The following is a 25146-nucleotide window of genomic DNA, read 5'->3' as shown; positions in this document are numbered from 1 at the left end:
AGAAGTATTCCTGCTAGCTGTGTATCGTATCGCTCAAGATTTCAAATAATTGTCACTAAAAATAGAATTCGTTGCAATGATGGATAAATTCACACTAGTTGATTGAAGCGCAGGTGGCGACTTCTGCGGGAAAAGCTTGAGCTGAAGGCCCCGCAGGAAAGATGCTGGCCAAAAGCCAGTGTCTTTGCGACGAGTAACCGCAGGAGCACATGTTTTTACAGTGACGAGGAGACTGAAGTCCGTGCCCGCGAAAAGCGTCCACCGTAGTGGAAATAAACGGGTTTCTATGGTTACCCTTCTTAAAAGGACCGGGTGCACTTGCCGGTTTTTCTTAAAAGATAAGAAAGTATATGAAATTGATGTGCCAAGAACCCAGTGTTCTAGTTGTTTTTAGTATATGGAAACTAACATGCTTAAGAGAAATATCTATGAGGTGACTCTGGTTAATCCGATTAATGTAAAGTATTATTTCATTTTTTAGAAATGCAATTTTACGCTCAGTGGAAGTCGATTTTGTTCAATTATAAATATAGGTGCCGTATTTTCATTTTACATGATAGGACAATATATTATATTTATTTTTAAAACTAAATTGCTATCAATGTTAATTATTAAAAGAAGTAAGATTGTAGTGAAAGGCGGCGACTCCAGTGGGATAAGCGATACAGACAAGACCCCACAGGAGCTTGCGACGAGGAGTCTTGGCGCTCGCCCAGGGAAAGCGTCCGCCTGTAACGGAAATCATACCGGAAACCAAAGTTGTTACTGTGTACTCTCTTAAAAGGACCGGGCGCACTTTGCCCGGTTTTTCTTAGGCGGAAATTGGGTAAAACGGAATAAAAGAGTCGCGTAGCGGAATAAAACTCCATTGAAGCCGATAAAACTCGTCTCGAAGCCGAATAAACAGCTTGTGAAGCCGATAAAATAGAGCACGAAGCCGAATAAACGTATCTGACCCCAATAAATGTGGATAAGACTTTTTTGTAACACATCTAACAATCTTTTCACATGCATTATGATATGTTGATATGGAATAATAAGAGTAAACGGATGATGAGGTGAACCTGATGAGGTTTAGACTTAAGTGGATATTACTCGCAATGGTAGGGATAGCGGTTGTCATTGGACTGGTTCTATTTATGAATTATCAGCAAGCAAAATCAAATGGTAGTGAGTCCATTTCATATAACGAGGAACAAACGGCGATTTTTGCAGGAGGATGTTTCTGGTGTATGGAGCCACCTTTTGAAAAATTAGTCGGTGTTGAATCTGTAGTATCTGGTTATACAGGTGGCGATGAAGTGAATCCAGCCTACAATGAAGTAGCATCAGGAAGCACAGGCCATATAGAATCAGTTATTATTACGTTTGATCCAAAAGTCATTTCATATGAAGAATTGCTAGAAGTATTTTGGCGTCAAGTCGACCCGACAGATGCTGATGGGCAATTTGTAGATCGTGGCAAACAATATGCAACGGCTATTTTTTACACAAATGAAGATCAACAAGAACTCGCACAAGCATCTAAACAGAAAATGCAAGACAGTGGCATTTTTGAAGGAGAACTTGTTACGCCTATTCGACAAGCTATGACATTTTACGAAGCAGAAGAATATCATCAAGATTACTATTTAAAAAGTGAAGATCGCTATGAATACTATCGTGAACGTTCTGGTCGGGATCAGTTCTTAGACAAAATATGGGAAAACCAACCTGCGCTCGATATAAAGTCGTACAAAAAATACAGTGAGCAAGAGTTGCGAGAAAAATTAACAGATCTTCAATTCGAAGTCACACAAAATGATGGTACAGAGCCACCCTTTGAAAATGAATATGATAAAAATGTTGAAGATGGAATTTATGTCGATATCGTTTCTGGGGAGCCGTTATTTAGTTCCCTCGATAAATTTGATTCTAAAACGGGCTGGCCAAGTTTTACGCAGCCGCTAGAAACAGGAAATATTATAGAAATTGAAGACTTTACACTTGGGACAAAGCGAATGGAAGTGAGAAGTCGTCATGGTAATTCACATTTAGGTCATGTCTTTGAAGATGGTCCAGAGCCAACGGGATTACGCTATTGTATGAATTCGGCTTCCATGAAATTTATTCCAAAAGCGGATCTTGAAAAACAAGGGTATGGAGAATATGTAAGTTTATTTATTCAGTAAAATAGCTGAAAAATGAAAGTTGGGATGATCATAAAAAAGTTCATAGGTTTTGCCCTATTACTACTTGTCCTAACAGGATGCGGGAGTGGCAGCGAAAGAAAATCTGTCCAATTCTACATGTGGGGTGGCGATGAAAATATTAACAAATATATTGATCAAACCGTTGCTCCTTATGTATTAAAAGAATACGACATTGAATTAAAACGTGTTGCTATGGAAACGAATGATTTTATGAGTAAACTCCAAAATGAAAAATCCGTTGGTCGAAAAGATGGATCCATAGATCTCATTTGGATTAATGGAGCAGCTTTTAAACAAGCGAAAGATAGTGAATTGCTGTCTGGGGACCTATTGAGTGATTTAGAAAATACACAACGCTTTGAACAAGTATTGTTGGAGACAGATAGTGGCGAGCCTATAGAAGGTTTAGAAATTCCTTGGGGGAAAACGTCATTTGCATTTCAAGTTAATACAGACAATGTTAAGCAATCTCCTTTAACTATTGATGAATTAACACAGTGGATTCAAAACAACCCGGGGAGATTTACGTATCCAGATGCAGCAGACTTCACGGGGAATGGCTTTATCCGGCAATTAATTTACTCGTTGAATCTTGATCAAATAAATGGTGATCCTACCCTAAAGCAACGACAAAAAGCATACGAATATCTAAGTGAAATCAAACCGAATTTGTGGCGACAAGGAAAAGACTACCCTAAAACTTTGCAGCAACTAGATCAAATGTTTGGCAGTAATGACGTTGATTTTACCATGGGTTTCAATGAGCGTCGTGCGTTACCCTTTATCGAAAATGGTACGTTTAACAAATCCACGCGCACGTTCGCTTTGGGTGGGCAAGCTGTTACGAATGCGCATTATTTAACCATTCCTTTTAATTCGCCGAATAAAGAAAAGGCTCTGCAAGTAATTGAAGCGTTAACGAATTTCCCGATGCAATCCGAAAAACTAAAAAGTGACGTATGGGGAGATGGCTCTGTATTAGCCTTAGACCAATTAACGGGCGAACAACAAGAAAAATTAGAGTCTATTGAATCCACTGGAGACCATTACTTGAACGAGTGGGAAAATCAAAGTGACTTTTCGGCGGAAATGATTCAACTTATCGAAGAGGAATGGAGAGACTATGTCGTTCGTCCATAAAATAGGGAGTTTAATTGTCATCACTATTGGAGCGGTTAGTTTACTAGCGGCCGCTCTTTTAATTGTAGATATCGTACGGTTATTGGATATCGTTCAGCCAAACCCGTCATGGCAAGATTATGCAGAACCTCTGAATCGATTGCTGTGGTCAGCCGTTTTAACTGTTGTAGCTACCCTAATTAGCATCGGATCGGGCATATTAATTGTACGTGGATTTTATTTGAAACAATCTTTAAGAAAATCAATTGATAGATTGTCGGTTGCTTTTTATTTTCCACATTTCATTGTGGCTTTATATGTTTTAGCTTTAGCGAATAATATGTATAAAATGGTCGATTTTTATCACCCAACATTCGGCTTTCTAGAAATTTTGCTAGCCTATTGGTTAAAAGAAGTACCTTTTGTAGTGTTTTATTTAACGGTTACATACGCATCACTTGAACTCGATTCTCGTAGACTTATTCAATTATTTGGAGGGAGTAAATGGCAACAGTTTGTTCATGTTGAATGGGCAGCTATTAAAGGGCAAGTGGTTGAGCTCTTCTTAATTTTGTTTGCCTTTATGTTAACGGCTTATGAAGTACCTGCACTTCTTGAAAATAGTGTATATCCTCAATTTGGTCCTACTATATTGGCATACTATTACTCCATTGATGTGGGACAACGTTTAGTGATGGATGTCTTGTTAGTAGGCGTCTCAATTGTGCTTGTACTTTTGACGATTGGGTTGTTTTTATGGACAAGTCGGACAAGGCATTCACTTGGAAAGGGGAGTCGATCATTATGAAACATCTCCTTTCTTTAAGTTACACGATGATGCTACTTTACACGGCCTGGCTTTTCGTTACGGGAAAATTAACTTTTTCATTTATTTTGCAAGATCCATCAATTTGGCAGGCATTATATTACACATGTGTAATTACGAGTGTCACAATCGTGTTAAATATCAGTTTAGGCCTCTTAACCGGTTGGCATTTAGCCAGTAAGGTTAGTCTTTGGAAAGATGTCTTTGTGTTATTTCCGCTTATTCTTCCCGTGATTGCGGTGATGGGTGGCTTACAACTTGCTTTGTTGTGGTTACATATTCCGGATCAATTGATAGGCGTACTATATATTCATTTAATGGTAACCATCCCATTTTCCATTCAAATTTTTAAAAATCGATTTTTGGAACTAGAAAAACGAATTCCTTCACTTGTAAAGCTATTTAACGGTTCCAAACAAACCATGTGGATATTTGTTTACTTCCCCCTCTTAAGCGGCAGCTTATATACAGTGGTATTGTTAACAACTGTGATTTCACTTAGTCAATATGCAATTACAGCGTTTATCGGTGGTGGATTAATCCCTACAATCACCACATTACTATTTCCATATTTACAATCATCTAATTTCTATATTGTTCATACGTCTGTATATCTTATAATTACGATGATTGGACTGTTTGCGTTATTGATAAGATTCATTATTTCAATCTTTAAAAAGGTGGTGACATCGCTCTTATGATGGAGTTGCGAAACATCTCAAAAAAATTCGAAGGTAAAATCGTTCTTGAGCGTGTAAATCTCTCTCTTAAACAAGGCGAAGTCATAACGATACTTGGGAAATCGGGTAGTGGAAAATCTACTTTACTTCAACTGATTGCAGCGATGGAGCCAATTGATTCGGGAGAAATTCAAAAAAAACCAGAGACAATGTGCGCGTATATTACGCAAAAATCATATCTTTTTAGTCATATGACGGTTCTTCAAAATATTGCATTTCCTTTGAAATGTCAGGGTGTGAGAAAGAAAGAACGATATTCTATAGCAAAAAATTGGCTTGAGAAAGTTGAACTTTTTGGTCTAGAAGATCGTTTTCCTTATGAGCTTTCTGGTGGACAACAACAACGAGTGTCAATTGCTCGCGCATTTGTCTATCAACCAGATGTGTTTTTGATGGATGAACCATTTGCAAATTTAGACGTGAAACTGAGTAGGCAGCTACAACATCTAATTTTCAACGAAATGAAACAACGCAATGTCGCAGGGATTTTTGTGACGCACAACTATGAAGAGACTAAAATGTATGCAGATCATACATTTTTACTACAAGATGGCAAACTTACAACTATGTCTGAACAAGAAGTCGAACTATATTTTAACGAAGGTATTCAAAATGAGGGACGTACCTATTTAATTTCAAATTGTGTATTAACAAATAATACGAGTGATCAATCAATTCCTGTCTTGCTTGATAAACAAGTTCATTTATACGGGGTCGACTTTTATGTGGTGATTTTGCCAAATGGACAGAAGCAATTTATGAAAAAGTCTCATGAGATAAATACTAAAGAGCCTTTGCATCTGGTTTTGAAGGAGGGGTGAAACTTGTTAGACACAAAAGGACAACCAATTATTCAACCTCTTCTAGATACATTAGCTGATACATTCATCAAATGGAAGTTAACGGCAAATGAAGTAACAGGGATTGCCGTATCAATTGGGATTGCGGCAAGTGTATGGATATATATTGATTTGGTTTGGCTTGGCATCGCTTTTTTGTGGCTGTCAGGATTACTTGATGCTGTAGATGGTACGATGGCTAGAAAAACAAAACCTTCTGCAGTAGGTACCGTACTCGACGTAACGTTTGATCGAGTGGTAGAAGGTGGAATTATTTTAGTGCTCGCGATCAAGTATCCAGAGCACTCAGTTGTTTTGCTACTATTAATGTTTTCAATCTTAATTGCGATGACATTGTTTTTAACGATCGGCAATGTAGCGCGGAACTCCGGGAGAAAAAGTTTTCACTATGCTACAGGGTTAGCTGAACGCACGGAAGGATTTATTTTGCTAACGGTGATGGTCATTTTTGCACCAACGTGGTTATTTTGGACAACTTTATTATTTATTGTTATTGAAGTGTTAAGCACGGTTTTGCGTTTCACAGCATTTGTGAAGGAAGAGAGGGAATTACATGAAAGAACATAAAGTAGTGGTCATTGGAGGTGGTTCTGGCGGCTTATATACAGCAGCAGGACTTGCGAGACTTCGTGTGGATGTGGCACTTGTAAATATTACAGAGAAGTTAGGTGGAGATTGCTTACATTCCGGATGTGTCCCTTCTAAATCTTTAATTTATGCATCAACCCAAGGAATGAGCTGGGAACAAACGACTCAACACATAAGACAGGTGATTTCAGAAATACAGGTACATGACTCGGTTGAACGTTTTGAAGGACTTGGAGTCGCGGTCTATATCGGACATGCGAAATTTGTAAGTCCAAATGAAATTGAGGTAAATGGGCAACGGATTCGCGGGAAAAAATTTGTGATAGCAACGGGCTCATCCCCTCGGGAATTACCAATTGAAGGCTTACAGGAGTCTGGATATTTAACAAACGAATCATTATTTCATTTGACTCAACAGCCAAGGTCTCTCGGTATTATTGGAGCGGGACCCATTGCGATAGAACTTGGACAAGCGATGGCAAAGCTAGGAACGGATGTACATATTGTTAACCGTGACAAAGAAATCTTGGGCAAATTCGATTCTTCCATTCGAAAAGTGGCAACAAGACATTTTGAATCACAGATGACGTTTTACAATAAAGCAGAAGTTACATGTGTAGAAGTAGAAGGAAGTCAAAAACGACTTACTTTAAGTGGTGGAAAACAAATTGTAGTGGACGATATTATGGTTGCTGCAGGTCGTATTGCCAATATAGGTTCTCTGCGACTTGAGAATGCCGGAGTTAAAATGAAAGATGGTTTTATACAGGTAAAAGATACATATCAAACATCACGTTCTCATATTTATGCAATTGGAGATGTTATTGATACTTATGCACACACACATGCAGCTGGATTAGAAGCGCGTGCAGTCATTGAACATATCGCATTTCCGAAAAAGAAAAAGAACATCTATTTTGATTTTGCTGCGATTATTTATTCAACACCTGAAGTGTACCAATTGTTCGGCAATGATACGGAAGTAGTGGAAACGCTAGAAGTGAATTCAAAAGATATCGATCGTTACAAAACACAATTGATCGACGATGTGGTTATTCGTATTGGTATTGATAAAAAGGGTTATGTCATCAATGCTCAAGCAGTCGGTCCAAATATAAGTGATCTCATGCAGCTGGTTGCTTATACAAAGCGTATTAAAAAACCGATATCATCATGGTCAAGTATGACCGTACCATATCCTACACACGCACAAATCCTACAACAAATTGCCAATACGTATATGTCTCGAACACTTGAAAAACCAATTGTGCAGTCATTAATAAAAACGTATATATCTGTGCGAGGATTAAGTAAATGAAAAAGCGTACTTTTTGGCAAGAATGGCGAAAGATCATCTTGTTTGTTGGGTTTGCCATTAGTTGTTTGATCGTCCTTTATGCATTTGATGTGATTGGGAAGATTGATATCGAAGCGGCTAGTGATTATGTTAGGGAATTAGGGATTTGGGGTATGTTATTGTACGTAATCGTATATACGATACGTCCATTATTTTTCTTCCCCGCAACTCTTCTGACGTTATTTGGTGGGTACACATTTGGACCATTTCTCGGCACTGCACTAGATATTGTAGGTGCAGGAAGCGGGGCAGTCTTAGCATTTTTAGTTGCTCGGTATTTAGGCAGAGAAAAAATCGAGAAATTCGTTAAAGGTAAAAGAATAGAACGATTTGATCAATCTATTCAAAACAATGGATTTATGGTTGTGCTTTATTTAAGACTCATTCCCTTAATTCCGTTTGATTCGATTAATTATTCGCTTGGTTTAAGCTCGGTCAAACTAAAATCGTATATGGCTGCTACGTATTTAGGCATTATTCCAGGTGCATTTGTATTAAATTATATTGGCTCATCTCTAAGAACAATGGATTCAAAGTTGTGGATTGCGGTTGCATTGTATGGAGTTATGGTTTTATTGCCCTTCCTTGTGAAGAAGTTTAAAGGAACTACTCAAATACCTCTTGAAAAAGAGCATGTTAAGTAAAGAAAGGAAAGTGGAAACCTATGAAACTAGGTGTAACGAATGGACATTTAAAGCCTGTTGAAGATAAGCCAAATAGCGTATCGAGTCAAACAGATATTAAGCGAAATTATATGGAACCAATTCCTTATAGTGGTAGCAATGCGCAAGCACAAAGTAAAATAAAAATGATTATAATAAATATGAATCAAATTGAACTAGTCGAAGAAAAAGTCAATTATCTTCATTATGTAGAAACCTCAAAAGTATTTAAATTTAAAGATGACATTGAATTTTATTTTGATGATTCCAAACAAGTCATTCACTTTCGCTCTAAATCAAGAGTTGGGTATTCCGATTTCGGAGTAAACAAAAAAAGAATGCAAAAAATCACAGATGCTTATAAGCGTCCGTGATTTTTTGTTTTAATGTATAAACTAAAGACTCTAAGCTTTTCCTGAAACGATGGCGAAACTACCTTGTCCACCGTGTATAGCAATAATCGGGCTTAGTTCACCAATTTGAATCTCTTCTGCAGGAAATCTTACCTGTAGTTGTTGTTTAACTTCATGAGCGGTCTTTTCACTTCCACAATGTAGTACCCACATTTCACTGGATGTTGGTTCAAAATCTTTCACCATTTGTAGAATGGCTCTTTTTCTAGTTCGTATTTTGTGAGCAATTTGTATGGTACCTTCTTTAAATTTGAGGATAGGATGGATTCTTAATATGTTACCAACAAAAAAACCAAGTTTACTTATCCGGCCACCTTTTAATAATTGATTTAGGTCAGCTACAAAAATTCGATTAGTATAAATGTCTTCATTGTCATTCAAAGTTTGGGCAATTACTTTTGGCGTCATACCCTCTTCGACTAGTACTCTTCCTCGTTGTATAAGGTCATATAAGGGCCATGATACTATTTTTGAGTCTATTAAATGAACAGGAATTGATATATTTCTACTAACCGAAGCGACAGTGTCGAAAGTGCCACTAATTTGTCGTGAAATTAGGACGGCAATTATCGCATCATATTCCACTTCCAAGGTTTGAAAAAGTTGTTCAATATCATATACAGTGGGCTGTGATGATTTTGGAGAGAACTCAGAGTGACTAAGTAAGTCATAAAATTCATTAGTTGTTAAGTCTATACCATCTTTATATGTTGTGTTTTCATGATTGATTTGCAAAGGGACTACATACAAATCGGATCGATGAGCATTTTTAGGTATATATGCTGAACTATCAGTTACCCATGCGATTTTCATACTATTTCCTCCAATTGCACATTCAATCATGTGTGCTCATTTTATCGTTAGTATAATAGATTCAATGAGATAAATAAAAAAAGAATGTGCAGGTGAGTCGAATGTTAGCGGGTATTGCTATAATATGTATGATTTTATTCATGAGTGTCATTTGGATGATCGCTGTTAAGTTAGATAATTACTCAATAGTTGATATTATTTGGGGTGTAACATTTATTTTGACGACTATTGTCGTTCTCGTCTTTACAGGAAATATAAATGTTGTGTCCTTGACGATAGCTGCACTGGTTATTATCTGGGGACTTCGCTTGTCGATTTATTTGTTTACGAGAAATGCAGGGAAACCTGAGGATTATCGTTACGTTGACATGCGTAAAAAATGGGGTACTAAAGTTAAGCAAACGGCTTTTGTTCGTGTGTTTATGCTTCAAGGAACTGTTTCTCTTCTATTCTCTTTGGGAATCTTTTTAGGTATTAGCAAAAGTGACACCATATTATCGATATGGCCTGTTTATATAGGAGTAGTTGTTTGGATCATTGGTTTTTTATTTGAATCGATTGGGGATTCACAGTTACGTACCTTCATTCAAAAGCCAGCGAATAAAGGAAAAGTAATCACAACTGGACTATGGAAATATACACGCCATCCAAACTACTTTGGTGAGGCGACACAATGGTTTGGGATTAGTATCATTGCATGTGCTGTACCATTCGGGTGGATTTCGTTTATTAGTCCATTGTTATTAACGTTCTTTTTATTAAAAATTTCTGGAGTTCCATTACTTGAAAAGAAAAATAGTCAGAAACCTGGTTATGCTGAATATGCAGCTAAAACAAGCGTGTTTGTGCCAATGCCTCAGAAAAACTAACATTAATCGCTAGCGGTAGGATTGTTTTCGATGTAGAGCTCCAATTGTATATGAATGGTTTAGTAGACCACAATCGACCTGGAAACAAGTAGATGTTGTATAACAATTTGTTCGGATTCTCTTAACAAAGACAAGTTACGTGCTAAACACATTAGAATTCGAGATAATGGAAAGAATAACTACTGAAAGGATGATTCCGTATGACAACTTATACAGAAATTACATCAATCCCTGAATGGCAAAATGTTCTTCAACAATCCAAAGAGAAACCTGTTTTAGTCTTTAAGCATAGTACGTCTTGTCCTGTAAGTGCAGCTGCGTACAAAGAGTTTACATCTTTTGCTACAGAAGTTGACGCGTATTTGGTGAAAGTCATTGAAAGTCGTCTGGTATCCAAAGAAATTGAAAGTGATTTAAGTGTTCAACATAAATCACCACAAATCTTATTAGTTTCAAATGGAGAGTCCGTTTGGAATGCTTCCCATTGGAACATAACGGAGAAGAATATAGAAAAAGCAATAGAAGCACAATAACTCTAAAGATCTTCTATTGAACCCCTCCCATTAATTTATATAGGGAGGGGTTTTATTTATGAAAGCTGTCTAATGAATAAAACCCTGGGTCTTGAAATTTATCGAGTATTAGTGGTGTGTGACGCAGTAAATGTCGACTAAGATAAAACCATACTCGAATGATAGTGCATGGAAGATGTAGATTTTGTCGAAGATAACGAAAATATGATTAAACGTTATTGAATTAGTTTAAACTTTATCTAACATTGGATAGTGTTTAGGAGATAGATTTTTATTGCTATTTGTGATAGCATTACACTTTAAAGAAGTGAGGACGTGACTGAATATGATTAAAATCGAAATACCTAAACCAGATATAACGATTGTTCAACGTGTACAAGATCGTTCAAATGATGAGCCTGAGATTCCTTCAGTATTTGGCTTTATCGACTTTCACCAAATTGCACGTGACAAAGGCGGCATTATTATGTTCTTCAATAAAAAAGAAGAGCTTTTGTTCGTAGGGAAAGCACGTAAAGTAAGACAACGTGTAAAAAAACATTTTGAAGATAATGTTTCTCCTTTAAAAGATCACCGTGATGAAGTGACAAAAATTAAGATTTTCTATGTTGATGATGCAATGGAACGTGAAATTTATGAAACATATGCCATCAATAAACTTGCTGCGTTGTATAACGTTGATAAAAAGTTTTCTCCTTCAAAAAAAGCTGACGAATCATAGTCAGCTTTTTTTATTTGTCTAGCTTAAAGAAATCTATTACGAGTAAAACACTTATTTTATTAAATTTTTAGAATTTTCTTAAATTAGTGGCATGAAATAGAGGATATTCAGGTATAAGTAGAGAAGTACTCTTATAGAAAGAATTAAAATGTTTTCTAAAGGGGAGAAACTCAGATGACGTTTAAGGTTCAACGAATAGAAGACTTGAAGAAAATCGACGTATCGAAGTTAGTAACGGAAAGCGAAGAAGAAGGTTATCGTTTCTTAACTCGCTTAGTACATGATTATGAAGATGGATCTAATACATTTAATAAAGATGGAGAAGCCCTATACGGTGTATGGGAGGGGCCTGAAAAATTAGTGGCAATTGGTGGCTTAAATCAAAACTCTCACACTGACAATAAGGATGAAGCCCGTTTACTGCGCTTTTATACACTTGGGGATGCACGTAGACAAGGTGTAGGGTCTCAATTGTTATCGGAATTAGTAAGCCATGCAAAAGGAAAGTTTAAGAAAATTACATGTCGGACAGAATCAGCGAAAGCGGATGCATTCTACCGGGCTAATGGATTTGAAGAAGCTCATGATGCACCTGATACTACACATGTGATGAATTTAGCATAAATAGTAAATGAAAAAAGAGGATTCGCTTATATGCGAATCCTCTTTTTAGAGCTTATAAAAATTACGTAATGTCTCTATAGGTTATTCAATAATTTCAAAGCTATTTAACATGTGGTGGAATCTAGCACCGGTCCTTCAGCAGCTTCGAGAAAGTAGTACTGAACGTAGATGATGTACTCTGCCATGCATCTGTACCTTCATTTAACTGATCTTCTTGACAGTCATTTATTCTATAGTTATTATATGTTTAAACACTTAAACACTTAAACACTTAAACGTATAAACATTTAGGAGGAAGTAAAATGAAGAAAACAGCATTAATTACAGGAGCTACTAGTGGACTAGGGTATGAGTTTGTTCAATTGTTAGCAAAAGATCAGTACGACCTCATCGTTGTTGCCCGAAATGAAGAGCAGTTAGTAAAAATTCAGGCTAAGTTTCCTAAAGTAAACGTCACATCGATTGCCAAAGACTTAAGTAAAACAAACGCAGTAAAAGAATTGGTAGCAGAGATATCAGAAAAACAACTTCATGTGGATGTATTAATAAATAATGCAGGCTTTGGATTGCTAGGAAAATTTGACGAATTAAATGTGGCTAAACAACTTGAAATGATTCAACTTAATATTACAGCGCTTACGGAATTAACCCATGCTTTTCTTCCTGAAATGAAAAAGCAGAACTCTGGTAAAATAATGAATGTAGCGAGTACAGCTGCTTTTCAACCCGGTCCAATGATGGCAGTTTACTATGCAACGAAAGCTTATGTACTTTCTTTTTCTGAAGCATTAGTTGAAGAGCTAGCAGGAACAGGTGTAACTGTAACAACGTTATGTCCGGGAGCAACCAAAACTAATTTTGGTGCTGTTGCAAATGTGGAGCAGACCAAAATGTTTAGTAAAGCAATGGATGCATCGACAGTTGCAGTCATTGGTTACCAAGGAATGCAACAAGGAAAACGTGTGGTTATTACAGGTAGCTCAAATAAAGTAGTGGCAGTAGCTGCGAAATTCTTGCCAAGAAGTGCAACTGCAAAAATCGCAAAATATGTAGCAGGTGATAAATAAGCCGTAATAGGGGGGAAACAAATGGCTCAACAAGCAGTAGATTTATTTAGATCTTGTATTCCATTATTTCAAACGTTTGCAGATCCAGCGAGACAAGACATTATCTTGCTGTTAGCTGAACACGAAACATTGAGTGTAAATGAAATAGCTGATCAATCGGTATTATCGAGACCTGCCATTTCTCATCACTTAAAAATATTACGAGATAATCGATTAGTACAAATAGAACAAAAAGGGACTCAACGCTATTATTCATTATCCCTTGAAACGAGCGTAGAGCAGCTTAAAGAATTAATTAAAGTTGTTGAAGAAGAGTGTATTTTGTAACACGTATTAAAGAAGACTTAAGTCTTCTTTAAAAAAATAATAAAGTGTCAGGCACCCAAATTTAAATGGAATATTTTCTCCCCATTTAGTTTTGGAAGCCTGGCACTTTTTTGGAAGATAGGAAAGTACGGGCCGCCCGCGGAAAGCGTCCGCCTGAAACGGAAATCACTAGACTTAAATAGAAGGATGTCCTATTCTTCAGGTTATAGTGTAGAAGATTGCCGTCCTAAGCGACCCGGAAATCAAAGTTGATGCTGTATGGAATATCCCTTTAAACTGATACTTAAATCATCTGTACTTTCTTAAAGGACGGGGCATACTTTGCCCGGGTTTTCTTATCTCATTTGAAATTCATGAGTAATTCAATTAGTTTATGTTAAAGATAATAATAAATATTGATAAATGGTTTTCACAGTCCTATATCTTTACATCAAAGGACTTGTCTAAAATACATATGTTGAGGAGATTAATAATGGAGGGGAAAGAAAAAGTAATAGAGGTAATCCAACCGGAATTTCAAGAAAAAATACAGGAGGAACTTAGTGGAATAACATTCACAAAAAACTTTCGGTCAGCTACTGCTGAAGAGTGGTACATCTTCCTGCCTAATTATCATGACCCAAAAACAGGAGGCGCAGTAGGAAAAGTCATCATTCACTATGACTTATATGATAATAAAGAAATTTACATCAATACTACAGTGATATTTGATGACCCTAAATTATACAATCCAGAGCTACACGCTCTTGTTTATACGATTGCCGATGAATTAGTGAATAGACTCGTAGGTTTTTCGAACACCCTATTAGCAGTTCATGCCGGAGAAAATTCCTATAATGCAGAATACGTAAATAAGGGATAAAAAAAGCTGCCCCACTTGTCTAAAACTAAATAGACAAGTGGGACAGCTTTTTAATTAATCTATCAGACAAAAATATGAGCGAAAATTACAATTATTGGCAAAGTGATAATTGTACGTAAAATGAATATTATGACCAGTTCCAAGAAGTTTACTGGAATGTTAGAACGTAAAATTAAAATTCCGATTTCAGACATGTAGATTAATTGAGTTAACGATACTCCAGCTAATACGAATTTTGTTAAATCACTTTCAATACCGCTCCCGAGTATAGCGGGTAAGAACATATCTGCGAATCCTACTAATAACGTTGGTGCAGCTTCAGCGGCTTCAGGTAAACCAAGTAACGTTAAAACTGGTATTAACGGATATGAAATAATTTTGAATACAGGCGTGTATTCAGCAAGTACAAGTGCAAGTGTACCAAGAGCCATTACAAGAGGAATCAATCCTAACCAAATGTCTAGAACAGTTTCTGCACCTGATTTTGCAAGTTTCTTCGCGCTGCCTGAATTGCTTGCTTTTAATCGGGCTGCTTCAAAGCCCCATTTTACTAAAGAAACGCCTTCTGGAATATTATCATCAATTTGTTTTCCAACTGGCTCGTAATACGTATCTGCTTTACGAGATAGTGGGGGAATACGTGGCATGATGATGGCTGCCACTACACATGCAACTGATATGGCAATATAGAAAGGTAAGAATAAATGGCCGATTCCGACAACATTTGCAACAACTAGACTAAAGGCTACTGAAGCAATCGAGAATGTTGTGGCAATAACAGCAGCTTCGCGTTTTGTATAATAGCCTTCATCATACTGCTTCATCGTTACTAGTACCCCAACTGGTGCGGCACCCATCCAAGAAGCCATGCAATCAATCGATGAGCGACCAGGTAACGTGAATACAGGACGCATAACTTTATTTACTAAAGCACCAACGAATTCCATTAAACCAAATTCAACTAACAAAGGTAATAAAATACCTGCAAATAAGAACCAAGTTAACAATACTGGTGCCAAGTCATACAACACAACACCACCTGTATTACGTGAAGAAATCACTTCAGGTCCAATTTCATAGAAAGCCATTATACCAACTGTAAATCCAACCACTCGGACAATTAGACCAAATGGACCTGTAATGAAAATTGATCGCATAAATGGAGAATTTTTAACAAATGTTGGTTTCAAAGCTGTTGCTGCTAAAGTGGTGACTGCTGAAAAACCTAATAATAGAACAACGAAACCAGGAATCCACTCGCCAAATGTGGATTGTAAGAAAGAAGCAAAGATACCAATGGCGATTGTTACTTGGCCATCATATTTAATAGGAACTAGAAATAGTAATGCCCCAATAAGTGATGGAATGATAAACTTCCATGTTGCTGAAGATGAAACAGTCGTCGTTTCTGCTTTGTTAATCGTCGTCATGTGATTTCCCCCTTTAGGCTGTATAAGCACTTAATGCTTGATCCAAAACATCGATACCTGTATCAATCTGATCTTTTGTTATTGTCAATGGTGGTATCATGCGAATTACTTCTCCTGAGTTACCGCATAGATAGAAAAGTACGCCCCGCTCTAAACAACCATCTAATACGTCCATCACCGCTTTGCCATTGGGTTTTCCGGTTTCAGGAACTTGTAATTCAATGCCAATCATTAAGCCAACGCCACGAACTTCTTTAATCAAGTGGTGTTTCTTTTTCAACTCATCAAGTTGCTCAAGAGCATATGCCCCCATGTTTGTTGCGTTTTCAAGTAAACGTTCCTCTCTTAAAACTTCAAGAGAAGCAAGTGCAGCCGAACAAGCAATCGGATTTCCTCCAAAGGTCGTACCATGTGTACCGAGAGGCCATTGTGACATCAATTCTTTAGATGCAACAGTTGCACTCAATGGAAGACCTGCGGCAATGCCTTTTGCAATTGCCATAATATCAGGGGTCACACCAAATGTTTGAGCGGCAAACCAGTTACCAGTTCGGCCAAAGCCAGTTTGTACTTCATCAAAAATTAATAAAATACCATGACGGTCACAAATTTCTCTTATTTTAGCTAACCATTCTTTAGGTGGAATAATATAACCACCTTCACCTAAAACAGGTTCTAAAATGATACATGCCACTTCTTCAGGTGTTACTTGATGGTTGAAAAGCTTTTCTACATCACGCTCTAGTTTTTCTGGGAAAAAGATTTCTGGAATTGCTCCTTCTGGCAAATCATCTGGGTGCGCATATGGCAATTGGTACGTTAACCAAGACGGTTGTAAAAACTTTCGGTATTTACTTTTTGAAGTTGAAACACTTAATGCGCCTATTGAGCGGCCGTGAAAACAACCAGTAAAGGACACGACATACGGACGTTTCGTAGCATATTTCGCTAACTTAATCGCTCCTTCAATCGCTTCGGTTCCACTGTTTGCAAAGAAGAAGTTATCAAGTTTAGGTGGCATAATTTGTTGTAACTCGTATGCAAGTTTTAAAATAGATTCATAGATTATAACGCCAGAAGGTCCATGAATTAATGTGTCAGCACTGTCTTTAATGGCCTGTACGACTTTTGGGTGACGGTGCCCAACATTTTCAACAGCAATTCCTGATGTGAAATCTAAATATTTTTTACCGTCGACTCCGTAGTAATAACAACCTTCAGCTTTTACGACAGGTAAGTTGGGGTGGTCTTTCGCCATACTTGGCGCAAGTAAATTTGCTATCGATCCGACTAGATGTTGAAAGTCTTGTTGTAGAACTTTTGTCATTCGATGTCATCTCCTATGGTGGTATTTACATATTTCTTTAATTTACGAACTACAGATGGTTGGCTAATACCTAATATTTGAGCCATTACCGTTGTGGTTTTGTAGCGTCTTTGTGCATTCAAAAGAACTTTCTTTTCGACAAATTCTAAAATATGAGGGAGTGTTTGCCCATCTATTTCTATGCCGATTTGTTCATCTTCGCTTGGCTGGTATTGGATGGGTAAATCGTGAAGAGCGATTACAGTTGATTCACTTTCTATAAAACTGCGCTCCATAACATTTTTTAGTTCACGAAAATTACCCATCCATTCGTGTTGAAGAAGATGTAAGTAAAGGTCATCTGCTACTTTCTTTTCTTGTTTATACTTTTCATTTAAGTTTTGTAACAATTGAGAAATGGCTTTTTCCAAATCTTCAGGGCGTTCACGCAAGGGTTTTAACTGAATAGATGCGAGATTCAAGTAATAAAATAAGTCTTCTCGGAAAGAACCTTTTTTGACCAAGTCTTCCAATGAAGCTTCACTTACTGCAATGACTCTAATTGATTGTTGCAGTTGGAGATGTTTGTACAATATGCACTGGGATGCAAGTGATATCTGATCTATTTCGTTTAATACAATCGTGCCACCTTGAGATAAAGATAAGTACCCAGGGGATTTAATATCACCTTGACCCGTGAAAGCGATTTCAAAAACAGTTTCAGGTATTGTACTGCAATTCACTTCGATAAAGGCATCTTCATGACGCGTGCTTTTGCTATGAATAAATTTGGCAAGTGTCATTTTTCCAACTCCATGTTCTCCATGGATGACAATTGGTGCATCATAAGATGCCATTTTAAGTGCAGTTTTAACTGCACGTGAAGAAGATTGACTTTCCATAATTGCCCCATCTATTCGGATGTGTTGATCACGTAAATGGGCAAGTTCTTCTTTTACTTTGCTCATTTCAGTTTCTAAATCTTGCAAGTACTCTTTCATCACAATCAGTTCAGAAAGTTCATAAGAATAACTAATAACAAATTCAACTTCACGCTGAGCATTGAAAAGTGGGATTCCAGTAATTAATACTTTTCGACCGGACGGAGTTGTTTGTACAATGACAACTTTCTTCTTTTTCTTGACCACTTCAGGTGTAATTGCAGGTGTGAAAATCCCTTGCGCTTCTAAGTCAAAAACAGATCTACCTAAAAGTTGTGCAGGTGACAACCCGTAATGCTCACCACTAATCTGCGTTACTTTAATAATTTTCCCTTCATGCGTTGTAATGATGATATCTTCATCATGCATATCCATGATTTCTTCATCGGTATTTGGAAGTAATAACATTGAATTCATATTTGAACTCCTTTATTCATTCTTGTATAAGACTATACAATAGTGAATAATCTAATTACAAGTAAAATTTAAATAATTCTAAAAATTATTTTTTTATGTAGAATATTATTCCAATTAAATTTCCGGAAACACTGTATCTATAAGGTTTTTATGGTCTTTTTGGACAGAAAAAAGATTTCTCCAGCTTTTCCTTTATTTACTTGTCTCGCATAGCAAATAAGATATGGATCTAATGTCGAGCGATATCTCAGTTGTGAATTTTGGCTGTCGCGTTGTAAATATGGAAGATGACGTTGTAAAAATAGACCTCCATGAGCTTAGTATAAAAAGAGTACAGATGAAATCCGAATTCCTTATAATAGAAACATTTCACGTTGTAAAAATCGAGTGTTACGTTGTAATAGTTAAATTTTGGAAAAATGGCACATCACTTCTCGTCACAAAAAAAGCTGTCGGAGGTCTCCGACAGTACAAATTAAGATTTTGCACCTAAATAATAGAAAGGCTGCAGTGATTAAATGGCCCCGCCGCAGTAATTGGCGGGTTTTTCTGTGAGGGAAGTGTTCTCTTTCTTGTCGATCGAAGGCTCAGTTGTAAATTTTGGCGGTCACGTTGTAATTATGGAAGGTGACGTTGTAAAAAAGGGAGTTCACGTTGTAAAAATCACGGTTCACGTTGTAATAGTTAAATTTCGGGATTTTTTAGCGTTACATTTAGTGGGCTTTCAATGAAAATTTGGAAGGTGACCTGGAAGACAATGTTGATACAGTATGGTAAATCTAGTTTCAGCTGACACTCATATCAATTAAAAAAGACGCCATTTAAAATGGCGTCTTGGTAGCTTAGTTATTAAATGTTAAAGCATCATGGAAATTGTTGTGGTAAAAGGTGTTACTATTTTTTCTTCCCAATCACTTTCCATGAAGTACGTGAAATTTCTTCGAGTTCGGACGCGTCTAGTTTAAATGTTAAAGCACCCACATTGTCTTGTGCGTGATGAACTTTAGTTGCGCCTGGTATCGCGAAAACCGTTTCTCCGTGATAATGAATGGTCCAGTTTAAGGCAACTTGACTAGCGCTCACATTATATTTTTCACCAATTGCATCGAGTAATGTTATAAGTGGTTTTGACTCAGCCAAACCAGCTTCTTTAAACTTACGTTGAAATCTGCGTGGTCCTTTGGCATCGTGAATTAAATCCGGATTATCATGGAATTTCCCTGTAAGTAATCCTTGTTCAAGAGGTGAATACGCAATAATGGAAATCCCTAATTCTTTAGCACTTTGTAGAATTCCATTTTCTTCAATCCGACGATCTAGTAAGCTATATTTCACTTGGTTTGAAGCAAGTGAAAGTCCATTTTCACTCAAAATACGATGTGAATTGACCATAGCTGCAACATTGAAATTACTAACGCCAACATGGTTAATATGACCGTCCTTCACTAGTTCAATCATTGCTCGTATTTGCTTATCAACTGAAGAGAAGGAATACGGTTGATGAATTTGATATAAATCAATTGGTCGATTATTTAGAGCTTCTTGTCGGTTATGTATTGTTTTCGTTATAGATTTCGCTGTTCTAAACATGGGCCACCATTTCGTTGCAATTTTTGCCTCATCATGTGTTGCACCTATATTTTCAAGAGCTTTGGATAAAATCTTTTCTGACTCTCCACCACCATACACCTCAGCTGTGTCAAACCAGTTAATGCCGCCAGTTAAAGATGTTTTAATAATATCTTCGGTTAGTTCATCATCTAGGGATCCCCAAAACTTTCCAACGACGCCAGAGCCTTTGCTAAATTGCCAAGTTCCTAGTCCAAGGGGGGAAAGGTTTAAGTCTGTTTGACCTAGAGTTCTTTTAGTATTTTCCATGCATATCATCCTCCAAAAGGGTGGTTATCTGAAAAGATAAGAAAGTAAAGTAAGGTATTTTCTTCCACTCAAGATTATCTATTTCTAGGCGCAAGAGCGCTTTAGAATTGCTTATTCCGAAACGGTGTTTCTCGCGACGGTGAAGGGTTAACAAGGCGGATTCCACTTATCATGGAGTCTAGCTAGGGTCCGCTTTTCTTTTGAAAGTGTAACACTTCTTCTCTGAAGTTAGCGAATCTCTATCGGTTTGTAAGTTTGCAAGGATTAACACATAATAAAGATAGCAAGTAAACGAGTGAAGGGGGAAAAATAGTGAAAGATGATTTAGTATTTGATATGGAAATGGCTAGAGAATATGATAAGGGAATTCGACGTGCTCTACCTACATACGATGCCATGTTTCGAATGGTCCAGTCCTTTTTACGTGCTCATGTGAAAGAATCAGCAAACGTGTTAGTCATTGGGGCAGGCGGAGGAAATGAATTTGTGACATTTGGAACAGCCAATCCCACGTGGACCTTTGCAGGTGTAGATCCATCTGAAGCTATGCTAGAAGTAGCCCTCCAAAAAGCGAAGAACGAAGGTATGGGGGAACGTGTGTCCATTCATGCTGGCAAGATTGAAGAATTAGAATTAAAACAAATATTTAATGCCGCAACATGCTTACTAGTTTTGCATTTTGTCGAAACGCTAGAAGAGAAGCTAAGCCTACTAAAAACAGTGAAAGAACAATTACAACCAGGATCACCTTTTGTACTAGTCACGATGTTTGGCGATCAATCAAAACCAGAATTTAATGAGTGTATTAATTTATGGAAGTCTATATGGCTAGATTTAACAGATTTAACGAAAGAAGATGTGGAAGGAATGGAAGAATCAGTCCGTGAACTGTCTTTTATTTCAGCTGCTCAAATCGAAGATCTTCTAGCTCAAGCTGGATTCGAGCGAGTTACACAATTCTTTTCTACAACACTTTTCGGCGGTTGGATTGCTCACGCTGAAAGTTAATAAAAGCAGAAAGCGCCACTCTAGCTCATCACCGGCGCTGGAAGAACCGATGCGAAAACTTGTTTCCGCATGAGGTCTGTAACGCTAAATAAGCAACTTCGTGTTGCTCCTGCGGTTACTCGTCGCAAAATACAGTGTCAAGAGCTTTTGCAACGCCCTTATGACCCACGTCCTATGGTCCCAAGCTTAGGTGTGAGCTGGCGCTTGGAGCTAGACATAACAACGCCAAGTACGAAGGTATTGCTCAAAAAAATTTATACTTTCTATCTAGTAAAAAAGCAAGACCGAGTTACTCGATTTTGGCTTTTTACATCGTAACTGGTGGTGCGATATAAAAGTTTGCCTTTTTAGAGAGATGTAAAGGATCCAATTCGTGAAAATTAATTTTTTGTAAGTTCTTTCTCTCAAATACCATATTAAATATGGCCATATCCATCGGTTTTCCTTGTGGATCTTCAAGGGTTGTTTCTACTATTAAGACCACTTCTTGAACTTCATGTTGCCTTTTTACATCTTGAAGTATAGTTGCACAGCTATCGAGAATGTCTGCCTTGAATTCATCATAAGTTTCATCATCAAAGCTATATATGTAGGCAATGATTTTCAATTTTTCGGTCTTTTCATCAAATTCAACAAGTTTTACAGCGTCTTCAGCGAACTCTTGGCGATAGCCGAAGTTTTCCATAACGGAATGGACGATACTTTGCTCCAATTCGCTAAAGATTTTTGTGGTTTCCTTGGAATTGGCTTCGTTAGAACAACCAACAATTAATAAAGCTAGAAAGAATATCGTTAATAATTTTTTCAATGGAAGTCTCCTTCAAACGGTTTCTAGAAAATTATAATTGATTATTAAGGAAATTGGTATATATTTCAATAATAAATATGGCATCCCTTTATGGCCATAATAAGTTCTCTATATTCCATAAACTACCTCGTTTAATAGGTTTCTAATTTGCTTAAAAAGGGAACTTTAATAAGATAATAGAATGATAACAATAGAGGAAGTGTCCTAAATGAGCACGCCATCAAAAGCACAGGCAAAAGACAAAATGAGGGAAGCAAAACCGTGGGTACGTCGATTTGGCCGCTTTGGCAGTATGTCAAAAGGAATAGTTTATGGAATGATTGGCGTGTTGGCAGCACTTGCTGCTGTGGGACCAGGGGGAGAGACTACTGGAACTGGTGGTGCATTGCAATCCATTGCTGAAATGCCGTTTGGAGAAGTAGTCTTGTGGGTAATTGGAATTGGCTTGATTGGTTCTATCTTGTGGGATTTTATCAAGGCTCTTAAAGATCCTGAAAACGAAGGCAAGGATACAAAAGGTATTATTAAGCGGACTGGTTTTTTTATCAGTGCTATTATTTATGCGAATTTAGCTTTTGGTGCCATTAAGTTAGCGAGTCATACTGGTAAAGCTGGAGGTGACAATACCGAGAAAATCTTATCCGGAAAATTAATGGAACAGCCTTATGGGGTTTGGTTAATCGGTTTATTAGGCGTTATTATTATTGGATATGGTCTCACTGAATTCTTTAATGGAGCGAAAGAAAAATTTATGCGAAAATTTAATACGACTGACATGAATGCCGCAGAACGTAAAGTGGCACGCATTTCTGGGAAAGTTGGATTAATGGCACGTGGTCTTGTATTAAGTATGGTTGGCTTCTTCTTTATTCAAACAGCTTATAGCCATAATCCAGAACAATCTGAAGGTCTCGGTGGTGCTTTATCTGAACTGGCGAACCAACCATATGGACAGTTTTTGCTAATAATCGTTTCCCTTGGATTCATTTTATTTGGTATTTATCAAATTATTCTCGGACGCTATCAGTATATGAACTTTGGTCATAAAGGAAAATAAGAAAAGAACCATTCACAAATGTGGGGCAACTGAATTTGGGAGCTATTCCTCGATTTTTATCGAGGAATGGCTCCCTGTTTTTATAAGTATAATAATTTTGTGTCTTGATGATTTCAAATCAAGAATCCCTAAACCTTCGTCCATGAAGGATGCACAGTAAGCAATACGAAAGAAAGAGGCGACGTTTCGTTCAATCAAAATGGAACGAAATGTCGCCTTGAAGTTTCTCAGTGGTTATGAATCCTCTATTAGAGCGGCGGAATTAGGAGGTAATTGGTTAGTTGCTCCAATACGACAAAAAGTTGCTCCAGTCAAAGCAAAAGTTACCTCAATCAGCACCAAAGTTGCACCAATCAAAGCAAAAGTTGCCCCAATAGGACCATGAACGTGCTGCAATCAAAGCGAAAGGTCTATATTCAGATGAAAAATCTACTCAATCAAGTGAAAAGTAGTACTTCCTAACAAAGAAATGTTTACCTTTGACTCGATTGCATGCTTTTCTTGCTATGGTTTCAAAGTGAACTTAATACTTTCATCTTCATGGCCATGAAATGTTTGATACGCATTACTTTCTTGATCTAATGCGTAGTAATTTCAGTGAGATCACAATTGTGAATGGTTCTTTTCGTGTGCAAGCAACCATTCTTTTCGCCATGTTTCCCATGCAAATCCGGTCAACGCACCATTTTTTCCAATTACTCGATGGCAGGGAATAACTAGAGCTAATTTGTTTTTTCCAATCGCAGTTCCAACAGCACGAACGGCTTTTTCTCTTTGAATCACATGAGCGATTTCAGAATACGTACTCGTTTCACCATAAGGAATATGTGTAAGTTCACTCCACACTTGGAGTTGAAAAGGTGTGCCATTTAATTGTGGAAATGTAAAATATGTTAGTTGTCCTTTAAAATAGGCATCAATTTCTTGTTTGAAATGTTTCACTATATCATTTTCATTGCTGGGTTGTTGTTCTTCAACGAACAGTACCGATAGAAGAGAGGATTGAGTAGCCTTTACTTCAATAAATCCAATAGGTGATTCAACATAACCTGTAAACATAAGCAACCTCCTTTTCACCATTATAAAAAACTTTTGAGATATTTGCTTTTCAATTGTTGTCATTCAATTTTGGACCAATTAAATTGTGATACTATTAAAAAAAGGAGGCACTTGATATGAAAGAAATTGAATGGATCGCAGTTTCAAACAATGATGATGCATTTGATGGACAGTTCTATTATGGTGTCTCCACTACACTGATTTTTTGTCGACCTTCATGTCATTCTAAAATGCCTCTTCGTAAGCATGTTTCTATTTTTTATACACTACGTTCAGCTAAGGATGCCAGTTATCGTCCGTGTAAACGATGTCGTCCTGAAGACTTGATTTATACTCATCCGAGCACAAAACTCGTCAACCAGACCCTTTCAATCATTGAATCACAGTTAACAAGTCCTCTGACATTGAAAGATATGGCTGAACAATTATTTGTTTCCTCAACTTATTTACAGAAAGTGTTTATGAAAGAAACGAAAGTATCACCGTCAAGATACTTGACGAATGTCAGAATGTCTAAAGCGAAACATTTACTTCAACATACTGATTTACTAGTGATCAATATTGCTCAATCAGTTGGGTATCAAAATGCTGCCCATTTTTCCACGGCTTTTCAGCGTTACACCGGAAATTCACCAACTCAATATCGAACGAAGGTTCAGTAAAGGAAGT

Annotated in this window: 27 protein-coding genes; 19 read left to right on the top strand and 8 right to left on the bottom strand. The window is 37.2% G+C overall.

Going from position 1 to position 25146, the window contains the following annotated elements:
• Positions 1–1067: 1067 nt before the first annotated feature.
• Genes msrB through C406_RS0109270 form a run of 9 tightly spaced genes read left to right on the top strand, consistent with a single transcriptional unit; the run spans position 1068 to position 8718 of the window.
• The gene (gene msrB / locus C406_RS0109310; RefSeq protein ID WP_017380343.1) at positions 1068–2171 is read left to right on the top strand and encodes a peptide-methionine (R)-S-oxide reductase MsrB; all 1104 of its coding nucleotides are present in this window, start codon (positions 1068–1070) and stop codon (positions 2169–2171) included.
• 12 nt (positions 2172–2183) lie between these two features.
• A complete protein-coding gene (locus tag C406_RS0109305) occupies positions 2184–3332 on the top strand; it encodes an ABC transporter substrate-binding protein (RefSeq protein WP_026045653.1) in 1149 nt (382 codons plus the stop codon).
• Complete coding sequence (locus C406_RS0109300; protein WP_017380341.1) at positions 3316–4119, top strand: hypothetical protein; 804 nt, start codon at positions 3316–3318, stop codon at positions 4117–4119. The genes C406_RS0109305 and C406_RS0109300 overlap by 17 nt, the downstream gene beginning before the upstream one ends.
• On the top strand, positions 4116–4838 hold the full coding sequence (locus C406_RS0109295) for a hypothetical protein (protein WP_017380340.1): 723 nt from the start codon (positions 4116–4118) through the stop codon (positions 4836–4838). The genes C406_RS0109300 and C406_RS0109295 overlap by 4 nt, the downstream gene beginning before the upstream one ends.
• On the top strand, positions 4835–5698 hold the full coding sequence (locus tag C406_RS0109290; protein ID WP_017380339.1) for an ABC transporter ATP-binding protein: 864 nt from the start codon (positions 4835–4837) through the stop codon (positions 5696–5698). Before C406_RS0109295 ends, C406_RS0109290 begins: the two co-directional genes overlap by 4 nt.
• 3 nt (positions 5699–5701) lie before the next feature.
• Positions 5702–6304 carry a CDP-alcohol phosphatidyltransferase family protein gene (locus C406_RS0109285; RefSeq protein WP_017380338.1) on the top strand — a complete coding sequence of 201 codons (603 nt, stop codon included), beginning with the start codon at positions 5702–5704 and terminating at the stop codon, positions 6302–6304.
• Positions 6291–7643 (top strand): dihydrolipoyl dehydrogenase family protein, encoded by a 1353-nt coding sequence (locus C406_RS0109280; RefSeq protein WP_017380337.1) that lies wholly within the window; start codon positions 6291–6293, stop codon positions 7641–7643. The genes C406_RS0109285 and C406_RS0109280 overlap by 14 nt, the downstream gene beginning before the upstream one ends.
• A complete protein-coding gene (locus tag C406_RS0109275) occupies positions 7640–8326 on the top strand; it encodes a TVP38/TMEM64 family protein (RefSeq protein ID WP_017380336.1) in 687 nt (228 codons plus the stop codon). Before C406_RS0109280 ends, C406_RS0109275 begins: the two co-directional genes overlap by 4 nt.
• A gap of 20 nt (positions 8327–8346) precedes the next feature.
• Complete coding sequence (locus tag C406_RS0109270; protein ID WP_017380335.1) at positions 8347–8718, top strand: DUF1499 domain-containing protein; 372 nt, start codon at positions 8347–8349, stop codon at positions 8716–8718.
• Positions 8719–8748: 30 nt separating this feature from the next.
• Here C406_RS0109270 and C406_RS0109265 read toward each other — a convergent pair whose 3' ends face one another.
• Positions 8749–9570 (bottom strand): DegV family protein, encoded by an 822-nt coding sequence (locus C406_RS0109265; protein ID WP_017380334.1) that lies wholly within the window; start codon positions 9568–9570, stop codon positions 8749–8751.
• 101 nt (positions 9571–9671) lie between these two features.
• On the opposite strand from C406_RS0109265, the gene C406_RS0109260 reads away from it, so the two are divergent.
• From C406_RS0109260 to C406_RS0109230, 7 genes are all read left to right on the top strand, one after another.
• Positions 9672–10439: a DUF1295 domain-containing protein gene (locus C406_RS0109260; RefSeq protein ID WP_017380333.1), complete on the top strand. Its 768-nt coding sequence runs from the start codon at positions 9672–9674 to the stop codon at positions 10437–10439.
• Between the two features lie 200 nt (positions 10440–10639).
• Positions 10640–10972 carry a bacillithiol system redox-active protein YtxJ gene (gene ytxJ / locus C406_RS0109255; protein ID WP_017380332.1) on the top strand — a complete coding sequence of 111 codons (333 nt, stop codon included), beginning with the start codon at positions 10640–10642 and terminating at the stop codon, positions 10970–10972.
• Positions 10973–11297: 325 nt separating this feature from the next.
• Positions 11298–11693 (top strand): nucleotide excision repair endonuclease, encoded by a 396-nt coding sequence (locus C406_RS0109250; RefSeq protein ID WP_017380331.1) that lies wholly within the window; start codon positions 11298–11300, stop codon positions 11691–11693.
• Between the two features lie 174 nt (positions 11694–11867).
• The gene (locus tag C406_RS0109245; protein ID WP_017380330.1) at positions 11868–12317 is read left to right on the top strand and encodes a GNAT family N-acetyltransferase; all 450 of its coding nucleotides are present in this window, start codon (positions 11868–11870) and stop codon (positions 12315–12317) included.
• A 302-nt stretch (positions 12318–12619) separates the two neighbouring features.
• A complete protein-coding gene (locus C406_RS0109240) occupies positions 12620–13384 on the top strand; it encodes an SDR family NAD(P)-dependent oxidoreductase (protein WP_017380329.1) in 765 nt (254 codons plus the stop codon).
• Between the two features lie 21 nt (positions 13385–13405).
• Positions 13406–13711 carry an ArsR/SmtB family transcription factor gene (locus tag C406_RS0109235; RefSeq protein ID WP_017380328.1) on the top strand — a complete coding sequence of 102 codons (306 nt, stop codon included), beginning with the start codon at positions 13406–13408 and terminating at the stop codon, positions 13709–13711.
• A gap of 472 nt (positions 13712–14183) precedes the next feature.
• Positions 14184–14573 carry a hypothetical protein gene (locus C406_RS0109230; RefSeq protein ID WP_017380327.1) on the top strand — a complete coding sequence of 130 codons (390 nt, stop codon included), beginning with the start codon at positions 14184–14186 and terminating at the stop codon, positions 14571–14573.
• A 62-nt stretch (positions 14574–14635) separates the two neighbouring features.
• Here C406_RS0109230 and C406_RS0109225 read toward each other — a convergent pair whose 3' ends face one another.
• From C406_RS0109225 to C406_RS0109200, 4 genes are all read right to left on the bottom strand, one after another.
• Entirely contained in the window at positions 14636–16003 is a 1368-nt protein-coding gene (locus tag C406_RS0109225) for a YjiH family protein (protein ID WP_017380326.1), read from the bottom strand.
• 13 nt (positions 16004–16016) lie between these two features.
• On the bottom strand, positions 16017–17330 hold the full coding sequence (locus tag C406_RS0109220; protein WP_017380325.1) for an aspartate aminotransferase family protein: 1314 nt from the start codon (positions 17328–17330) through the stop codon (positions 16017–16019).
• Positions 17327–18667 carry a sigma 54-interacting transcriptional regulator gene (locus C406_RS0109215; RefSeq protein WP_017380324.1) on the bottom strand — a complete coding sequence of 447 codons (1341 nt, stop codon included), beginning with the start codon at positions 18665–18667 and terminating at the stop codon, positions 17327–17329. Before C406_RS0109215 ends, C406_RS0109220 begins: the two co-directional genes overlap by 4 nt.
• Positions 18668–19561: 894 nt before the next feature.
• The gene (locus tag C406_RS0109200; protein WP_017380321.1) at positions 19562–20545 is read right to left on the bottom strand and encodes an aldo/keto reductase; all 984 of its coding nucleotides are present in this window, start codon (positions 20543–20545) and stop codon (positions 19562–19564) included.
• 312 nt (positions 20546–20857) lie between these two features.
• Here C406_RS0109200 and C406_RS0109195 point away from each other — a divergent pair, with 312 nt between their 5' ends.
• Entirely contained in the window at positions 20858–21553 is a 696-nt protein-coding gene (locus C406_RS0109195) for a class I SAM-dependent methyltransferase (RefSeq protein WP_017380320.1), read from the top strand.
• A gap of 307 nt (positions 21554–21860) precedes the next feature.
• Here C406_RS0109195 and C406_RS0109190 read toward each other — a convergent pair whose 3' ends face one another.
• Positions 21861–22361 (bottom strand): hypothetical protein, encoded by a 501-nt coding sequence (locus C406_RS0109190; protein WP_017380319.1) that lies wholly within the window; start codon positions 22359–22361, stop codon positions 21861–21863.
• A gap of 208 nt (positions 22362–22569) precedes the next feature.
• On the opposite strand from C406_RS0109190, the gene C406_RS0109185 reads away from it, so the two are divergent.
• Positions 22570–23418 carry a DUF1206 domain-containing protein gene (locus C406_RS0109185; protein ID WP_017380318.1) on the top strand — a complete coding sequence of 283 codons (849 nt, stop codon included), beginning with the start codon at positions 22570–22572 and terminating at the stop codon, positions 23416–23418.
• 234 nt (positions 23419–23652) lie between these two features.
• Here C406_RS0109185 and C406_RS21035 read toward each other — a convergent pair whose 3' ends face one another.
• Complete coding sequence (locus tag C406_RS21035; RefSeq protein WP_237740536.1) at positions 23653–23814, bottom strand: hypothetical protein; 162 nt, start codon at positions 23812–23814, stop codon at positions 23653–23655.
• A gap of 207 nt (positions 23815–24021) precedes the next feature.
• Entirely contained in the window at positions 24022–24477 is a 456-nt protein-coding gene (locus C406_RS0109175; RefSeq protein WP_017380316.1) for a methylated-DNA--[protein]-cysteine S-methyltransferase, read from the bottom strand.
• A 116-nt stretch (positions 24478–24593) separates the two neighbouring features.
• Between C406_RS0109175 and C406_RS0109170 the strand changes: the two genes are divergently transcribed.
• Positions 24594–25139, top strand: coding sequence for a bifunctional transcriptional activator/DNA repair enzyme AdaA (locus C406_RS0109170; RefSeq protein ID WP_017380315.1), 546 nt, complete (start codon positions 24594–24596; stop codon positions 25137–25139).
• The last annotated feature ends 7 nt before the right edge of the window (positions 25140–25146 follow it).

This window comes from Paenisporosarcina sp. TG-14 (assembly GCF_000297555.1).
GTDB lineage: Bacteria > Bacillota > Bacilli > Bacillales_A > Planococcaceae > Paenisporosarcina > Paenisporosarcina antarctica.
Note: the sequence above shows the minus strand (reverse complement) of the source record. Positions and strands in the feature narration are given on the sequence as shown.

Excerpts from the sequence above, each read along its gene's own strand:
- C406_RS0109225 (WP_017380326.1), bottom strand. The coding sequence starts at position 16,003 with ATGACGACGATTAACAAAGCAGAAACGACGACTGTTTCATCTTCAGCA.
- C406_RS0109295 (WP_017380340.1), top strand. The coding sequence starts at position 4,116 with ATGAAACATCTCCTTTCTTTAAGTTACACGATGATGCTACTTTACACG.
- C406_RS0109235 (WP_017380328.1), top strand. The coding sequence starts at position 13,406 with ATGGCTCAACAAGCAGTAGATTTATTTAGATCTTGTATTCCATTATTT.
- msrB (WP_017380343.1), top strand. The coding sequence starts at position 1,068 with ATGAGGTTTAGACTTAAGTGGATATTACTCGCAATGGTAGGGATAGCG.
- C406_RS0109175 (WP_017380316.1), bottom strand. The coding sequence starts at position 24,477 with ATGTTTACAGGTTATGTTGAATCACCTATTGGATTTATTGAAGTAAAG.
- C406_RS0109275 (WP_017380336.1), top strand. The coding sequence starts at position 7,640 with ATGAAAAAGCGTACTTTTTGGCAAGAATGGCGAAAGATCATCTTGTTT.
- C406_RS0109230 (WP_017380327.1), top strand. The coding sequence starts at position 14,184 with ATGGAGGGGAAAGAAAAAGTAATAGAGGTAATCCAACCGGAATTTCAA.
- C406_RS0109290 (WP_017380339.1), top strand. The coding sequence starts at position 4,835 with ATGATGGAGTTGCGAAACATCTCAAAAAAATTCGAAGGTAAAATCGTT.
- C406_RS0109265 (WP_017380334.1), bottom strand. The coding sequence starts at position 9,570 with ATGAAAATCGCATGGGTAACTGATAGTTCAGCATATATACCTAAAAAT.
- C406_RS0109270 (WP_017380335.1), top strand. The coding sequence starts at position 8,347 with ATGAAACTAGGTGTAACGAATGGACATTTAAAGCCTGTTGAAGATAAG.
- C406_RS0109250 (WP_017380331.1), top strand. The coding sequence starts at position 11,298 with ATGATTAAAATCGAAATACCTAAACCAGATATAACGATTGTTCAACGT.
- C406_RS0109170 (WP_017380315.1), top strand. The coding sequence starts at position 24,594 with ATGAAAGAAATTGAATGGATCGCAGTTTCAAACAATGATGATGCATTT.
- C406_RS0109185 (WP_017380318.1), top strand. The coding sequence starts at position 22,570 with ATGAGCACGCCATCAAAAGCACAGGCAAAAGACAAAATGAGGGAAGCA.
- C406_RS0109220 (WP_017380325.1), bottom strand. The coding sequence starts at position 17,330 with ATGACAAAAGTTCTACAACAAGACTTTCAACATCTAGTCGGATCGATA.
- ytxJ (WP_017380332.1), top strand. The coding sequence starts at position 10,640 with ATGACAACTTATACAGAAATTACATCAATCCCTGAATGGCAAAATGTT.
- C406_RS0109240 (WP_017380329.1), top strand. The coding sequence starts at position 12,620 with ATGAAGAAAACAGCATTAATTACAGGAGCTACTAGTGGACTAGGGTAT.
- C406_RS0109260 (WP_017380333.1), top strand. The coding sequence starts at position 9,672 with ATGTTAGCGGGTATTGCTATAATATGTATGATTTTATTCATGAGTGTC.
- C406_RS0109245 (WP_017380330.1), top strand. The coding sequence starts at position 11,868 with ATGACGTTTAAGGTTCAACGAATAGAAGACTTGAAGAAAATCGACGTA.
- C406_RS0109305 (WP_026045653.1), top strand. The coding sequence starts at position 2,184 with ATGAAAGTTGGGATGATCATAAAAAAGTTCATAGGTTTTGCCCTATTA.
- C406_RS0109215 (WP_017380324.1), bottom strand. The coding sequence starts at position 18,667 with ATGAATTCAATGTTATTACTTCCAAATACCGATGAAGAAATCATGGAT.
- C406_RS0109280 (WP_017380337.1), top strand. The coding sequence starts at position 6,291 with ATGAAAGAACATAAAGTAGTGGTCATTGGAGGTGGTTCTGGCGGCTTA.
- C406_RS0109300 (WP_017380341.1), top strand. The coding sequence starts at position 3,316 with ATGTCGTTCGTCCATAAAATAGGGAGTTTAATTGTCATCACTATTGGA.
- C406_RS0109200 (WP_017380321.1), bottom strand. The coding sequence starts at position 20,545 with ATGGAAAATACTAAAAGAACTCTAGGTCAAACAGACTTAAACCTTTCC.